Genomic DNA, 13,492 nt, shown 5'->3' on the forward strand with positions numbered 1-13,492 from the left:
CCAGCTCATGCCCGTCTCCCCGTCGTCGTCTGCGCAGGCTGCCCGCGAATCGGTTGCGCGGCGGTTGCGTGACTTGCGCAAGGCGTCTGGGCTGACGGTTTCCGAGCTGGCCGACCGATGTGGCTGGCACCACGCGAAGACGTCCCGCATCGAGAACGCCCGCACCGCGCCCTCAGCCAAGGACATACACCTGTGGTGCCGTGCGTGCGGTGACGCCGAGCAGGCGGACGACCTCATCGCCCAGTCCCTCAACGCAGAGTCGATGTACAGCGAGTGGCGCCACCAGGTGCGCAGCGGGCTAAAGCAACTCCAGGACAGCTGGGTGGAGTTCTTTCACGACACCCAGCTGTTCCGCGTCTACTCGTCGACGCTGGTCCCCGGCCTCCTGCAGACCGAGGGCTACGCAGCCGCGTTGCTGAGAACAATCGCCGACTTCCGCGAGATTCCCAACGACGGGGCCGAGGCGGCGGCTGCCAGAGTCGAGCGCTCCCGCGTCATTCATGAGCAGGGACACCGCTTCGTTCTCCTGGTTGAGGAAGCCGCTCTGCACTACCAACTCGGCGCCGCGGACGCGATGGCCGCGCAGCTGGGCTACCTCCTCACAGCGGGCGCTCTGCCGTCTGTGTCCCTCGGCGTGATCCCGATGGTCACCCGGCAGCGCAGGATCTGGCCACAGGAGACGTTCCACATATACGACGACACCCTCGTGTCGGTGGAGCTGCTTTCGGCGCAGGTGAACATCACACAGCCGAGTGAGATCGCCCTGTACCTGAAAGCGTTCGAGGAGCTGCGGAGCATGGCCGTGTACGGGAAGGCGGCACGGGCGCTGATCGTGAAGGCCATCGACGCTCTGAACTGACCCTGGACTCGCCTAAGCGAGGCGTCCCTCGCGCGGGGCGTCCACGAATTCCCCCAGACGGCCGGTCGGTGGTCGAGTCGCGACACAAGACCGGTGCGTCAAGAACACGACGCTGGGACACGACAAAGGATTCCCGCCCACGAGTCGGTGATCCGTATCCCCGCCGCCTGGTGCCCATGCCGAGGGAGGCCTGTGATGGCGCACAACGAGCTGCGCTTTAACGACCTGCTGGAGGCCGTGCAGCACTCCGCTGTCCACTTGGAAATGCGCGACGTGTACGGAGTCGGCGACGAGGCCGACGACTTCACCCGGTAGCAAGAGACCGGGTGGCGAGACGGAGACCCCGGATCCGCCTACTGGGCACCCTGGGTCGACCTGATCTCCCGGGCCAGGGCCGCGGTGTCGCGGTGCGACGGGCGCGCATCGTGTCCGAGCCGGTCACTGACTACATCCGATACGAGCACGCGGGGACTCACGTCAACGTGCACGCCGGCGAGCAGGTGCGCTGGCTGCCGCGCCGACGGGCAGTTGATCCGATGCTTCCCGGCTGCGACCTGTGGATCTTCGATGAAGCGAAGGTGCTGTTCAACCACTTCACCGGGCAGGGGATTGGGCATCACCGCCGCTCGAACTGTGCACCGAGCCCGGCATCGTCAAGCAGTGCCTGGATTCCTTCGAGGCGGTATGGGACCGAGCCGTACCACACGACCAGTACGAGATTCGCTGACAGGAAGCACGAACATGCCAGCTCATGCCAAGCTCCTCGTCGTCCTCGGAGGCTGCCCGCAAGAACGTGGCGTGGCAAATACGCGACCTCTGAGAGGAGGCCGGTCTCACGGCGGTCGAGCTGGTACACACGGTGGGATGGCACCACCCCAAGACATCCGAGGGAGGCAATGATGCCGTCGAACGTCCCAACGTTCGCTGACCTACTGGCTGGAGCCAAGAGGTCGGCCGTTCATCTGGAGATGCGCGACACCTACTACAGCAATCCTCGCTTCGAGGCATGGCGACAGGGACACCGTGTCGACTGGGACGACCGCGCCTCGTGGTGGCATCCCTTCCACCAGCAGATCGCCGACGCCGTCACACGCGGGGTGAGCGTCCGCCGCGCGAGGGTCGTCTCCGAGCCGGTGACCGAATACATCCGCTGGGAGCACTACGTCACCCACTCCAACGTGACCGCGGGCGAGCGGGTGAAATGGCTGCCCCGCCGGGAAGCGACGGAACTGCTACTGCCGGGAAATGATTTCTGGATCTTCGACGATCGCCTGATCCGGGTACACCATTTCTCCGGCGATGGAGACTGGTCGGACGATGAGCTGCGGGACGACCCCGGAGTGGTGGACATGTACTCCGCCGCTTTCGAGAAGATCTGGCACCGCGCCATCCCGCACGACCAGTACGAAATCAAGTAAGTGGCCACGCCCCACTTCCCCATGTCCAGCGTGCAGGAAGCCGACCTCAACGAGGCGTTCGAGACCGCTGATCCCCTCAAGCTGATGCGGGTGTTCGGCATCACGGAGAAGACCGCCATGCACTACATCGCCGCCGCTTACCCGGAGCGCACGGCGAAGCTGCCGCGCTGAACCCACCCGGTGACAGGCCCGCAGGATTCCTACCGAGGTTTTCGGCTTGGCATCGGGGAGTGACAGTTGGTGATCACCTCGACGCGGTCGTCGAGTTCGCTGACGCGCCCCTCAAGTTCCGCGATCCGGCGGAACAGGGCCCGCAACCGGACGGGCCGCACGGCCACGGTCTCGGGCTGAGGCGCGTCGGGCCACGCTATGACGGGGTTGAGGTGACTGCGGCCGCGCGCGGCCGAGGCGAGAGGCGGCGCAGCGTCGGCCCGGAGTCCAGGTGCGGTGGTCCTTCTCCCGCAGCCGCCTTCGGCGAATGGTGTACCAGGAGTACCGGACCCTGTACGTGAAGATCAGGCAGCATGTGCGTGTGCTGCCTCCCCGACTGCAATGGCAAGACCCGCGTCCCATCCCGCGCCTCCACCCGCAAGACCCTGTCACGGTCATGGTGTGCGACCCGTCGTTCTACGCCCCCGGTCCCGCTGACGACTGCTTGGCGTTCTCGTACACATGCATGTCCCACGGGCGGCACTACCTGCGCGGCGCATGCGGCGACGGCCCGCATCTCGTCGCGTTGGAGTGCGCCATCCACGGGCTGGAGAACATGTGGCCTCAGCCCACGATGCTGCTGTTCCCGGAGGGCTTCACACCGCAGCTGGGAGCCGGCCACCTTGCGGAGATCCAGGCTGCGTACGACGAGCACGAGAGCCCGCCCGACGACCCGCACGGGCGCCCTTAGCCGAGCCGCCCAACGCGAAGGGCTCCGACGAAATCCACCCAGGCGGACTGTCCCAGGGCAAGCTGCGGCCCTGACGGCACTTTGGAGTCCCGCACGGCCACGTCCTGGTCGGACGCGGCGACCTCGACGCACTCGGTACCGCTTCCTCCGCTGTACGAGGACTTGATCCACTCAGGCTGGTGCACGTCACCTCCATATGTACTCCCGTACGGGATGCGCGACCGGTTGGTCAGCTGACACGGTCCTCCTGCAGCGCCGCAACAAAATTGGTCCAGGCATGGGCGGGGAATGCGATCTGGGCTCCAAGGGGATTCTTGCTGTCCCGTACGGCCGTACCGCCGACCAAGGCGGCTGCCTCGAGGCACTCGCTGGTGTTGGCCCCGCTGTACGAGGACTTGAACCATGCCTCGGCCGGTATCTCAGGGGTGCAGCGCTGCATTACATCTCCTCACGGACACGCTCGATCATGGCTGATGAGCCAGCCATGTCCAACGCTTGTGCGCGGAGGTAGTCGAACGCAAGTCGGTATCGGTCCAGTTCCTCCTCCTTCTCCATGAAGAGCGAACCGAGGTGGATGTCAACGTAGACGACATCCAGACTGGGCTCAGCACCCCCGAGGATCACGAAGCTGCCCATCGCTGCCGAGTGTGCACCTTTGGCGAAGGGCAGCACCTGAAGCGTGATGTCCGGGGCCTCGTTGGCCTCAAGCAGGTGGCTGAGCTGCTCCTTCATCACAGAGCGCGAGCCGACCATGCGCCGGATCACCGACTCGTCGAGGATCGCCCAGAGGTGCAGAGGCTTGGGGCGGGTGAGGATCTGCTGGCGCTTCATCCGGATGTCGACGAGGCGCTCGATCGCGTCGGGAGGCAGCCGCATCTCGGAGGCATGCTGGACTGCTTCTGTGTAGCGGCGGGTCTGCAGTAGTCCCGGAACGTAGAGACAGTTGAAGTGATCCTCACGCACGGCCTCGTCTTCGAGGGTGAGCAGAAGGTTCATAGTCTCGGGGATCGAGTCGGCGAAGGAGCTCCACCACCCCTGCTGTTTCGCGTCCTTGGCGAGCGCGACAACGGCCTTCCGCTCAGCCTCACTCGCTCCGTATTCACGGCAGAGAGCGTCCACGATCGGCCACTTCACGGGCCCTTCCTGTGTCTCGTACCGGCTCACCGTCGCCTTGGAGACCCCGACGAGTCGGCCGGCCTCCTCCAAGGTCATGCCCTTTCGGGCACGCAGCTTGCGCATCGTCACACCGAGCTGGCGGCGCCGGGTTGTGGCCCTCGCGGACATGGTAGAGACCTTCCCGTTACGTAGGCGCCAGCGCTCTGGCGAAACACCAACAAGGCTATGCAGTCGTGCAGTTGATGAACCACCAGATTCACTCGATCGGTTCTCGCGAGAAGTTACATGGCGAGACTTCTCAGTGTCATACTCCACTCCTATCGCTACGCAGCGCAGCCGTACGGACACGGCAGGCGCAGCGCTGATGTGGCGCAGGAGGGAGTGCGGCCATGTGCGGCAACGAAGTCACCACCAACCGATCCCGGCTCCGCTGCGTTCTGCCCTTCGAGGCGGAGCCGGCTGAGCTCCACGTACTCAGAAGAGCGGTGCGAGAGCAGCTCACTCACTGGGGATTCAAAGCCCTTGCCGACGAGGTGCAACTCGCCGTTACGGAGCTCGCGACCAACGTGATCAAGCATGTGGGTGCAGGAGCGGCGGCGACCCTCGTCATGGAACCCGGCGATGTCAGCCTCCGCCTGGAACTCCATGACAAGAGCGAAGCCGTGCCGACGGTGATGGCGCCGGAGTGCGGCGATGAGTCTGGCCGCGGACTCCGCCTGCTGGCAGCACTTGCTGCAGACTGGGGCACCATCCTTACGGCCACGGGTAAGGCGGTCTGGTGTGAACTTGCCGTCGGACCTGGCGGGCAATGCCACCGTATTCGGCGTGCGTCAGCTGTGCTGGATGGCTACCGGCAGATGACCGGTGGCCCCGACCTGGCGAGCCTCAGTCGACTTCCAGTCCTTCAGGAGTCGGTGATTGACCTTATTACCGACCTACTCCACTGTCTGGTTGACCAGGGAGGCGACCCAGACGCGATCTTGGACCGAGCTCAGATGCACTTCGAGGCAGATGAGGCAGATGCTGCCTGATGTGAGGCAATGGGGCATACGGGTGGTCGAATGCTTGCCGGCATGGATGCCTCGTGGTGCGCGCAACGCAGGGCTCAGGCTCAGTCCACGCTCTATCCCCGGTTTCGGATTCTGATCACCGGGCGGCCGAGCGTAGAACCGCGACAGCGTCGTCCGCCATCCCGTGCTCGTAGAGCTCAAGCGCGACTTGGATGACATCTTTCTCCGAGTGCTCACGTCCGTACATGTGCACCAAGGTGTCTGCGAGTTGAGCCTGCTGCTGAGCCCGCAGGACTGCCAAGGACGCGGCTCCTTCCAAGGGTGTCAAGGTGCCTACGGTGTCGACCAGCACGGCCACAGCTGCGGCAGCTCTTCCCTCGTCTCGGAGCTTCGCGGCCACGTGAGCGATTCTCGTCGCGCCCGCAACATCGCTCGTCTGTCGCTGCCGGTCCCTGTTGTGATGGGGGACCGGCAGCGATGCTGCTCGCCGCCGAGCCTTGGCCAACGCTTCTGAAAGGCCGGCTTCGCTCTTCTTCAGCTGACGGTTCTCCTCGCGGAGCGCGTTGTTGTCGCCTCGCAGCCTTGGACACCTCCTGCACAGTGTCGGCTCGGCAGCCTCGTGCGCCCTGACCACCTCATCCTTCGTTATGCCAACGGCCGCTTCAGAACCCGCGCTTGTCACCGCCATCTCATGCATGAGCGTCACGAAGCTGAGGGGCGGGACTCTCCTGCCGTTCACGTAACGCGATATGGCGTCACGGCTTGTCTTGTAACCCTGCTGGTGGAACAGGCGAGCAGCCGCGGCCAGCGAAGGTGGACCGATTCGCTTGTACAGCGCTTTGAGGGTACGGGCGAGCTGATCCCTCCCAGGGGGGAGGTCGGGGCTGATCTTGGTACCGACTTGCCCAGCGTCCATTCCGTTCCCTCTTCCTTCGTCAGCTAAGTAGTTGTGGAGCAGCCAGGCGCTTCCAGAATCGGAGCGGCACCTAGGTGTCGACGTCTTTGAGCGCAACATGCGGTTCCGCTGGACTTCAGTTCGGTCGTGCGTCATCAATTGACTCACTTAGGGCGACTCTGAGTACGCACAACTGGGAAACGGCATACGGCACATCCTGCCTCACTCACGACGCAGCTCGGGTGGATGTTCGCGTTGTCATGGCTGGCTGAAGGATCGGAGAACAAGCATGACCCTGCCCCATTGGCAGAACGGAAAGTTCGGTACCAAGATCCGCGCAGCCCTGTGGCTGGAGTCCGAGGTGGGGGAGGGCAACACCTTCACCAAGGCCGAGTTGCGCAAGGCATTCCCCGAGGTCGCACAGATCGACCGGCGACTGCGGGATCTTAGGGATCACGGCTGGCGGATCGACACGAGCCGCGATGACCCTGCTCTTAAACAGGAAGAGCAGCGGTATGTGACCAAGGGTGCCGAGGTCTGGATCCCCGGCCAGGCGAAGGTAGCCAGACATAAGAACAGCCTGAGCCCTGCCCAGCGCGCCAAGGTCTGGCAGAACGACAGCTACCTCTGTCGCACTTGCGGCATCGGAGCGGGTGAGCCGTACGAAGACGACAGTAACGTCCTGTCGCAGCTAAATGTCGCTCGCCGCAAGATCGTACTCGCCGACGGCACCGTCGACCACCAAATGGTCACTGAATGCAAGCGGTGCGGGGCGGTTGGAGAGCGCGAGGTCGACCTGGGCGAACTACTCGGCAAGGTGGCGGGTCTCTCTGCCCTGGAGAAGGAGGTTTTGGCGACCTGGATCGACGCAGACCAGCGCACGCGGGGGACGCTGGAGAAGCTGTGGGGCGTCTACCGGACGCTGCCGGTCACGTCCCGGACGGCTGTCCGGCAGGCAGTGGCTGGAGAGGACAAGTAAGCAGAGTGAAGGGGATCGGGGACAACGTGTTTCGAGAATTTCAGCCGCCGCCGCGTGCAGACCAGTTCAGTGAGCTCATCAGGAAGAGGTTGGAGGAGGTGAAGAACTCGGGCGGTACTAGGGAGACCGTCACCGTTGACTGGAACGGTCAGGCCATCCACGTGGAGGTCATCGATCTCCCGCTCGAAAGCCTCTACTTCAACCCCGGCACCCATCGCATCCGGGCCCAGCGCAGCCACGATCCGCAGAAGGATCAGGTACTGGACCGCGATCCGTGGAGCGCAGAGAGCCAGGATTATCTCGGGTACTTGCTTCAGGCTGAGCCGGCCAACCCGAACCTGCGTGACACCGCTTTTGACAAGCTCAAGGAGAGTCTGGAGCAGTTCGGCCAGAACGATCCGGGGTTGGTTACGCATCACGGCGTGCTCGTCAATGGCAACACCAGGGCTGCTGCACTCCGGGAGAGCGGTGTTCAGTCGATGCGGGTGGGCGTGCTGCCGGCGTCCTTCACTTGGGCGGACATCAACGCCGTCGAGCTTTCGCTCCAGCTGCGCAAGGACCACCGCCGCGACTACTCATACATCAACCGCTTGCTTGCCATGGAGGAGCAGGCAGCGTTGGGCCGGACTCCTGAACTGATCGCCAAGGAGTTCAGGGTCCAGACGAAGACCTACCATCAGGAGCGGTGGATCCTCAGTACGATCCGGGAGCTGATCGAGCGGAGCAGGAGCGGCTCTGCCGCCTTGCGGTTGGTCGACTTTGAGGACGATCAGGAGAAGCTCAAGGAGCTTGAGCGACTCTACAAGAAGCTGTCCACGGTCGAGCCCGATGAGGCCGAGGTCATCAAGGAATGGCGGCTCGCCGCCATGTTGCTCGATTTCGCGAAGACGGATGTTCGGCATATTGACGAGCACTTCGCGAAAGCGGACTACCTGGCCAGGAGCCTTCCGGCGAGTCTCAGCGAGGCGGGGCGCAACGACGACCCTGCGCCGGAAGCCGTTATGGTGCCTGGTCTCGGCATCGCAGTGCCGGGAACCACCTCCCGTGTCGCCGCGGCCCGGGCACTCAATGACCAGATTCTGCGGGCGAAGGCCGTTGCTGGCTCTTCTGCGACCGATGTACCTGATGGTCAGAAAGCAGCGGCTCGATCGCTGTTCGAGGACGCAAAGGAAGCGTTCGACAAAGCGATTGATGACGCCGGCCGGGACGCACGGGTACGCAAGCGCAAGCAGCTCGCTCCTGCTCGGCTCGCGGATGCCTGCGCCGACATCGACCAGTGCGTAGTCGAGCTCGTCCAGGCGCGGACGGCACGGAGTCTGGACGAAGAGGCCTTTGACGACGCTGTGCTGCAGCTGCGGGAGAGCTTGAGCAAGCTGGCTCAACAGGCGAAGCGGATCCCGGGGGAGCCCGGCGACGGTGTGTCCTGGCTTGTTGAGGCCGTCGCGGAGGGCAGGTCGTGACCATCGGTACAACAGCCGATGTCTCGCTGACCCTCGGGTTTGATGAGACGCGCACGAAAGTCATCCTCAGGACCACTGAGAGCTACCGGGGGGAGCTCGTTCAGCTGGTCGGCCGCTTCCGCACGGGGGGCCAGCTCGGCCCCTTGACCGCCTCCGTTGATCTCGATGACCTGCTGGCCAGCGTGGGCGAGGTCGCGGGCTGGTCTGATCCCGCGGGCGTGGAGTGGGCCTCTGACCTGAGGAGCCTGATCCTAGGCAACCTCCACGACGCCGCGACTGTCGAGAAGAGGCTTAGCACTCCGGACCACACGAGCGAGGTCCTGGCGGACGATGTGCCTCACTTGCTCGGAGACGAGTGGATCGCGGACCTTGGTGAGTTCCAGCGGCGAGACATAGCCAAGCTGCTCTCACTCCAGCATGGTGCGAACTTCAGCGTTCCTGGAGCTGGCAAGACCCGCTCGGCTCTTGGTGTATACGCGGCACAGAAGACGATGGGACACGTCAAGCGACTGCTTGTTGTGTGCCCGAAGTCGGCCTACGAGTCGTGGCAGTACGAGACGGCCGTCTGTTTCCGCCACAGGCTGCGTCCGCATGTGCTCGATGGATCGCTGGACGAATGGGCGGAGGTCCTCATTGTCAACTACGAACGGCTGGACCGCTCTCTCTCCACACTTGCGGCATGGCTCAAGACCGAGCCGTCGATGATCATTCTCGATGAGGCGCATCGGATGAAGCTCGGGGCCCGGGGCACTTATGGTGCCGCCTGTATGGCCCTTGGCCCATTGGCTCAGCGGCGGCTGATCCTCACTGGTACCCCTGCCCCCAATGGTTCGAAGGACCTTGAGAATCTCTTGGGCTTCGTCTGGCCAGGCCATGGCCAGCGGTCGGTCACTCGCGCAGTGGCCGGCGGGGACTTGGCCTACGCCAGCGTCGCTCTCAAACCGCTTTTTACTCGGACGACCAAGCTGGAACTGGGTCTTCCTCCGATGGAACTCCGGATGCGGTATGTGGATATGCCACCTCTGCATGCCGACATCTATGGGTCTCTAGTGGGTGACCCTGACACACGCGCTACGCGAGATGACCTCAGCTCACTGGGCAAGACGGCGCTGCGCCTTCTCATGGCCGCTACCAGCCCGGCGCTGCTGATGCAGGGGGGGAGCCGGTACGAGCCCTTGGCGTACCAGCTGCCGCCGCTTGAGATTCCGGAAGGACACTCGCTCTACGCGCTCATGCAGAACCTCCCTGACTATGAACTGTCACCGAAGTACAAGGAGGCTGCCGCCATCGTCGCTGAGAACGCCCGGCTGGGTCGGAAGACCCTTGTGTGGACGACGTTTGTCCGCAGCCTGACGACTCTTGAGCAACTCCTGGAGAAGTACGCCCCGGCAGTTGTGTACGGCGGGACTGGAGACAGAGATGAGCAGCTTCGGCGTTTTCGGGAGGATCCGGCATGCATGGTGCTGCTCTCCAACCCTGCGACTCTCGGTGAGGGGATCAGCCTGCACCAGGTCTGTCACGACGCTGTGTATGTCGACCGCGACTTCGTCGCTGGGCGCTTTCTCCAGAGCCTTGACCGTATCCACCGGCTAGGACTTGACCCGGACACCGAGACTCGCGTCACCGTGCTCGCTGTCCGCGACACGATCGACGAGGTGGTTGAGGCGCGGCTGGATCAGAAACTGGAGTTCATGGGCAAGATCCTTGATGACCCCTCTGTGCAGCAGCTGTCAGGCCTAGAGGAAGAGCCGTCCGTTGCTGCCGGTCTAGCTCCCGGTGACATAGAGGCCCTGCTGCGGCACATGGGGCGAAGCCAGTAGAAAACTTGTGGCACTGCCGTCCGCGCGTACCCCGCAGCGGACGGCTCGCCGGCATGCTGCGAGACTCGTGTGTGATCGGCTGCGCTCTCTGCGAGACTTGTGCAGCTATTTTGTGCCACACCACGAGGAGTCTCAGATGGCCGCCCGGCGGAAGCGACCGCAGTTCGACGAGCCGCTCATCTCGGTGGAGATCTGTGCTGGGGCAGGTGGGCAGGCTCTTGGACTTCACAATGCCGGGTTTGATCATCTGGCCCTTGTGGAGTGGGACCGGCACGCTGTCGAGACCCTCAAGGAGAACGTTAGGTCTTGGCCGGGGTGGAGCGAGGAGAAGGTTGAGGCGCTCAAGCCAGGCGACGTAAGGGATTTCCTCGACTCTCCGGAATGCAAAGAAATTCAGGCTAGCGGTCGGCGAATCGACCTGCTGGCCGGTGGTGTACCGTGCCCGCCGTTTTCGCTGGCGGGGAAGCAGCTCGGCCCCGATGATGAGCGTGACCTCTTCCCGGACATGCTGAGAATCGTTGAAGAGCTCAGGCCTAGGGCCATAATGATCGAGAATGTGCGGGGTATTCTTGAGCCTCCGCAAGTCTTTATCGAGTATCGGCGGCATATTGTGAATGAACTTCGCCGCCTGGGTTATCGGGTTCCGTCGATCGAGGTTGACTGGTCGACGGAGAGGAAGAATTCAGAGATGAGGCGTGTGTGGCGTCGTGTGGATGCAAAGCAGTTCGGTGTCCCGCAGCTGCGCCCCCGGGCAATTCTCGTTGCAATTCATGAAGACGTGACCAATGCTTCCGAATTCGCATGGCCGACTGCGGGGCAAGGTGGTGTTGCAGCTGTGGTTGATGAACTTGAATCATCCATGCGCAATCGCTGCAAGAAATATTGGTTGCTGAATAAGAATGGTAAGCCGGCTCGTGATGGAGAGCGGACCGGAAAAGACGTATTCGATACGTGGCATGAGAAAGCCTTGACTGCAAAGGGTGGGGCCGCCGAGGGCGTGGCGCCAACGCTGGTGGGCGGCTCCAGGAAGCATGGGGGTGCTGATCTTGGGCCGAGTCGCGCGAAGCGTGCCTGGGCCTTGATGGGCGTCGACGCAAACGGTGTGGCCAATGATGAGGACCAGTGCGACCCGGAACGGGATCTGTTCCGCCCGGCGGGTCCCATGCTCACCGTAGAGCAGGCCGCCATCGTTCAGGGATTCGATCGGAAATGGAAGTTCAGAGGCGGCAAGACGGCACAGTACCGCCAGGTCGGCAACGCGTTCCCTCCGCCTGTTGCTGAAGCTGTTGGGCGAGCCATTGCTGCCGTGCTAAGGCCGGAAAGGCGGGCCGACCTCCTGAACGAATATGTGCTGGAAGAGGGGTATGTTGCTGGATCCGTGGAAGGCCCCTCCGAGCTAGTGATCTTCGAGTCGGAGATTCTTGAGGGCAGCTCTTCGGGAGATAACCGTAGCGGCGATCTTGTCCGCGCAGGAGGTTGATGGCTCGTGCTCCCAAAAGCGGAGCACAAGCCAACCGGCGTCCGTAAGTTTCTTATCGGTGTCGCGGTCTCGCTTTGTATTGCGCAGGACTTTGTCGGACCAATATCCAGGGTTAGTTTTCGGGGATACATAGTGCTCCGGGCATCCGTGCCAGTAGCACCCATCAATAAATACCGCCACTTTCGTGGGGCGAAATACTAGATCTGCTGTCCGCCGGAGCTCGGGGAGTGGCCTCGTGCAGACGCGATAGCGCAGTCCCTGCGCATGGACCAGGCTGCGGATAACTTGCTCGGGCTTTGTGTCTCGGCTCCGGATTGCCTGCATATTGCGACGGCGCGCGGCAGACGACGCCCAAGACCCGTCTGGAGCCGTCCACTCGGCGTTCTCTGGCATGCATTCGAGGTTAGCCGTGGTCATGCGTGGCCACGGCACGGCGTGGCCAGCGTCACCTCAGTCGGGGGCTCAGGCGTGCTCCGACCCGCCGTGACAATCCCTGTACGCCGCCCCCGACCCGCACCAGCAAGGCGCCCCCTTCGCCGGCGGCCATGCCACCGCCCGCCCCCTCGCCGCCAGCGTCGTTGCGTACTGCGGCAGCAGGTCCGCGTTCGCCGGCGATGACTGCTCGGAGGCTGCGAAGGCCTCGTACGACGGAACCGTCCCCGTCACGATGCCCAGATTCTCCGTGCCCGTGGAGGACAGGTCCCGCAGCGATGCCTCGAGGTCCGTCAGGTGGGCCCTGTGGGTCGGGTATTCCGATTCCAACTCCGGGTAGGCCGCCAGGAGTTCGTTCAGTTCGGGCTCCGGCCAGTGGAGGACCGCCACCGGGAACGGGCGCGACAACGCCGAGCGGAACGAGCCCAGTTCGGAGCGCAGGCGGGCGATTTCGGCCTGGAGTTCTGCCGGGTTGTCCGAGCCGAGGGCCCACAGGCGCTTCGGGTCGTGGAGTTCGTCCAGGGTGACGTCCGTCGTGTGGGAGGCGTGGACCATGTCGGCCAGGGCGTCCCGGTCGTCGTGGGGCAGGCCCAGGAGGCGGCGGACGCGGTGGCGGCCCGTGAGGAGGGACCGGGTGGCGTACGGGACCTCGTCCTCGTCCCCCGGGAGGAGCAGGGTCAGGGCCGTGGTGAAGCAGTCGTGGGACGCCTCGAGCTCGTCGTGGGACTCCAGCGTCTCGGCGATGATCTCCCACGGCAGGGGGTCCGCCGGGGCCGCCGTGCGGATGCCGTTGATCAGGGCGCGGGCCTCTGCCTCGTGGCCGTACTCCCAGAGGTTCGCCGCCTGGAGGGCCTTGATCAACAGGGGGTGATCGGGGGCGGCCGAGAGGAGGCGGTCGTAGAGGGTGGAGGCGCGTTCGCGGTCGCCCGCCAGTTCCAGGTGGGCCGCGGCTTGGAGGAGCAGCGGCTCGTGGTCCTCGGGGTACTGCGCAGCGGTACGCAGCAGGCGCTCGGCTTCGGCGTGGTGATCGGCAGGCGTGTCGGGGCGCATGGGGGACACCGTACTGCTGTACGGCGGTTCGGCGGGGTGAGCCTGATCTCTTGAGTACGTTGCCTGTGCCTG

The 13,492-nt window shown here is 64.0% G+C and carries 15 protein-coding genes and 1 pseudogene; 10 read left to right on the top strand and 6 right to left on the bottom strand.

The annotated features are described in order from the left end of the window. Positions 1–7 precede the first annotated feature (7 nt). From ACQEVG_RS04455 to ACQEVG_RS04475, 5 genes and pseudogenes are all read left to right on the top strand, one after another. The gene (locus ACQEVG_RS04455) at positions 8–859 is read left to right on the top strand and encodes a helix-turn-helix domain-containing protein (protein WP_432977299.1); all 852 of its coding nucleotides are present in this window, start codon (positions 8–10) and stop codon (positions 857–859) included. 195 nt (positions 860–1,054) lie between these two features. Next, a pseudogene (locus ACQEVG_RS04460) lies at positions 1,055–1,586 on the top strand (DUF6879 family protein). A 172-nt stretch (positions 1,587–1,758) separates the two neighbouring features. Further along, positions 1,759–2,277 carry a DUF6879 family protein gene (locus ACQEVG_RS04465; RefSeq protein WP_432977302.1) on the top strand — a complete coding sequence of 173 codons (519 nt, stop codon included), beginning with the start codon at positions 1,759–1,761 and terminating at the stop codon, positions 2,275–2,277. Further along, positions 2,278–2,448, top strand: coding sequence for a hypothetical protein (locus ACQEVG_RS04470; protein ID WP_432977305.1), 171 nt, complete (start codon positions 2,278–2,280; stop codon positions 2,446–2,448). 505 nt (positions 2,449–2,953) lie between these two features. Then, on the top strand, positions 2,954–3,178 hold the full coding sequence (locus ACQEVG_RS04475) for a hypothetical protein (RefSeq protein WP_432977308.1): 225 nt from the start codon (positions 2,954–2,956) through the stop codon (positions 3,176–3,178). Here the strand turns inward: ACQEVG_RS04475 and ACQEVG_RS04480 are convergent. From ACQEVG_RS04480 to ACQEVG_RS04490, 3 genes are read right to left on the bottom strand one after another with little or no spacing between them, the layout of a single operon-like run. Further along, positions 3,175–3,363 (bottom strand): DUF397 domain-containing protein, encoded by a 189-nt coding sequence (locus ACQEVG_RS04480; protein ID WP_432977311.1) that lies wholly within the window; start codon positions 3,361–3,363, stop codon positions 3,175–3,177. The two genes, ACQEVG_RS04475 and ACQEVG_RS04480, sit on opposite strands and share 4 nt — an antisense overlap. Before the next feature lie 44 nt (positions 3,364–3,407). Then, complete coding sequence (locus ACQEVG_RS04485) at positions 3,408–3,617, bottom strand: DUF397 domain-containing protein (protein ID WP_432977314.1); 210 nt, start codon at positions 3,615–3,617, stop codon at positions 3,408–3,410. Continuing rightward, on the bottom strand, positions 3,617–4,462 hold the full coding sequence (locus ACQEVG_RS04490) for a helix-turn-helix domain-containing protein (RefSeq protein ID WP_432977317.1): 846 nt from the start codon (positions 4,460–4,462) through the stop codon (positions 3,617–3,619). Before ACQEVG_RS04490 ends, ACQEVG_RS04485 begins: the two co-directional genes overlap by 1 nt. Before the next feature lie 221 nt (positions 4,463–4,683). Between ACQEVG_RS04490 and ACQEVG_RS04495 the strand changes: the two genes are divergently transcribed. Beyond that, positions 4,684–5,325: an ATP-binding protein gene (locus ACQEVG_RS04495; protein WP_432977320.1), complete on the top strand. Its 642-nt coding sequence runs from the start codon at positions 4,684–4,686 to the stop codon at positions 5,323–5,325. A gap of 115 nt (positions 5,326–5,440) precedes the next feature. On the opposite strand, the gene ACQEVG_RS04500 is transcribed toward ACQEVG_RS04495, so the two are convergent. Then, complete coding sequence (locus ACQEVG_RS04500) at positions 5,441–6,220, bottom strand: hypothetical protein (RefSeq protein WP_432977323.1); 780 nt, start codon at positions 6,218–6,220, stop codon at positions 5,441–5,443. A gap of 268 nt (positions 6,221–6,488) precedes the next feature. Here ACQEVG_RS04500 and ACQEVG_RS04505 point away from each other — a divergent pair, with 268 nt between their 5' ends. The 4 genes from ACQEVG_RS04505 to ACQEVG_RS04520 all read left to right on the top strand — a co-directional run bounded on the left by ACQEVG_RS04505 (position 6,489) and on the right by ACQEVG_RS04520 (position 11,938). Then, positions 6,489–7,178 carry a hypothetical protein gene (locus tag ACQEVG_RS04505; RefSeq protein WP_432977330.1) on the top strand — a complete coding sequence of 230 codons (690 nt, stop codon included), beginning with the start codon at positions 6,489–6,491 and terminating at the stop codon, positions 7,176–7,178. Positions 7,179–7,183: 5 nt separating this feature from the next. After that, positions 7,184–8,638, top strand: a complete 1,455-nt coding sequence (locus tag ACQEVG_RS04510; protein ID WP_432977333.1) for a ParB N-terminal domain-containing protein — start codon at positions 7,184–7,186, stop codon at positions 8,636–8,638. 2 nt (positions 8,639–8,640) lie between these two features. Continuing rightward, positions 8,641–10,458: a DEAD/DEAH box helicase gene (locus tag ACQEVG_RS04515; RefSeq protein ID WP_432985058.1), complete on the top strand. Its 1,818-nt coding sequence runs from the start codon at positions 8,641–8,643 to the stop codon at positions 10,456–10,458. Positions 10,459–10,594: 136 nt separating this feature from the next. Next, complete coding sequence (locus tag ACQEVG_RS04520; protein WP_432977336.1) at positions 10,595–11,938, top strand: DNA cytosine methyltransferase; 1,344 nt, start codon at positions 10,595–10,597, stop codon at positions 11,936–11,938. Here the strand turns inward: ACQEVG_RS04520 and ACQEVG_RS04525 are convergent. After that, complete coding sequence (locus ACQEVG_RS04525; protein ID WP_432977339.1) at positions 11,855–12,331, bottom strand: very short patch repair endonuclease; 477 nt, start codon at positions 12,329–12,331, stop codon at positions 11,855–11,857. The two genes, ACQEVG_RS04520 and ACQEVG_RS04525, sit on opposite strands and share 84 nt — an antisense overlap. 69 nt (positions 12,332–12,400) lie before the next feature. Continuing rightward, positions 12,401–13,420, bottom strand: a complete 1,020-nt coding sequence (locus ACQEVG_RS04530; RefSeq protein ID WP_432977342.1) for an SEC-C metal-binding domain-containing protein — start codon at positions 13,418–13,420, stop codon at positions 12,401–12,403. Positions 13,421–13,492: the final 72 nt, after the last annotated feature.

This window comes from Streptomyces sp. CA-135486, assembly GCF_050936555.1.
In the GTDB taxonomy this organism is placed as follows: domain Bacteria; phylum Actinomycetota; class Actinomycetes; order Streptomycetales; family Streptomycetaceae; genus Streptomyces.

Bases quoted from the DNA above. Each gene is read 5' to 3' on its own strand.
- ACQEVG_RS04455 (WP_432977299.1), top strand. From the start codon at position 8: ATGCCCGTCTCCCCGTCGTCGTCTGCGCAGGCTGCCCGCGAATCGGTT.
- ACQEVG_RS04465 (WP_432977302.1), top strand. From the start codon at position 1,759: ATGCCGTCGAACGTCCCAACGTTCGCTGACCTACTGGCTGGAGCCAAG.
- ACQEVG_RS04475 (WP_432977308.1), top strand. From the start codon at position 2,954: ATGTCCCACGGGCGGCACTACCTGCGCGGCGCATGCGGCGACGGCCCG.
- ACQEVG_RS04485 (WP_432977314.1), bottom strand. From the start codon at position 3,617: ATGCAGCGCTGCACCCCTGAGATACCGGCCGAGGCATGGTTCAAGTCC.
- ACQEVG_RS04490 (WP_432977317.1), bottom strand. From the start codon at position 4,462: ATGTCCGCGAGGGCCACAACCCGGCGCCGCCAGCTCGGTGTGACGATG.
- ACQEVG_RS04495 (WP_432977320.1), top strand. From the start codon at position 4,684: ATGTGCGGCAACGAAGTCACCACCAACCGATCCCGGCTCCGCTGCGTT.
- ACQEVG_RS04500 (WP_432977323.1), bottom strand. From the start codon at position 6,220: ATGGACGCTGGGCAAGTCGGTACCAAGATCAGCCCCGACCTCCCCCCT.
- ACQEVG_RS04505 (WP_432977330.1), top strand. From the start codon at position 6,489: ATGACCCTGCCCCATTGGCAGAACGGAAAGTTCGGTACCAAGATCCGC.
- ACQEVG_RS04520 (WP_432977336.1), top strand. From the start codon at position 10,595: ATGGCCGCCCGGCGGAAGCGACCGCAGTTCGACGAGCCGCTCATCTCG.
- ACQEVG_RS04525 (WP_432977339.1), bottom strand. From the start codon at position 12,331: ATGCCAGAGAACGCCGAGTGGACGGCTCCAGACGGGTCTTGGGCGTCG.
- ACQEVG_RS04530 (WP_432977342.1), bottom strand. From the start codon at position 13,420: ATGCGCCCCGACACGCCTGCCGATCACCACGCCGAAGCCGAGCGCCTG.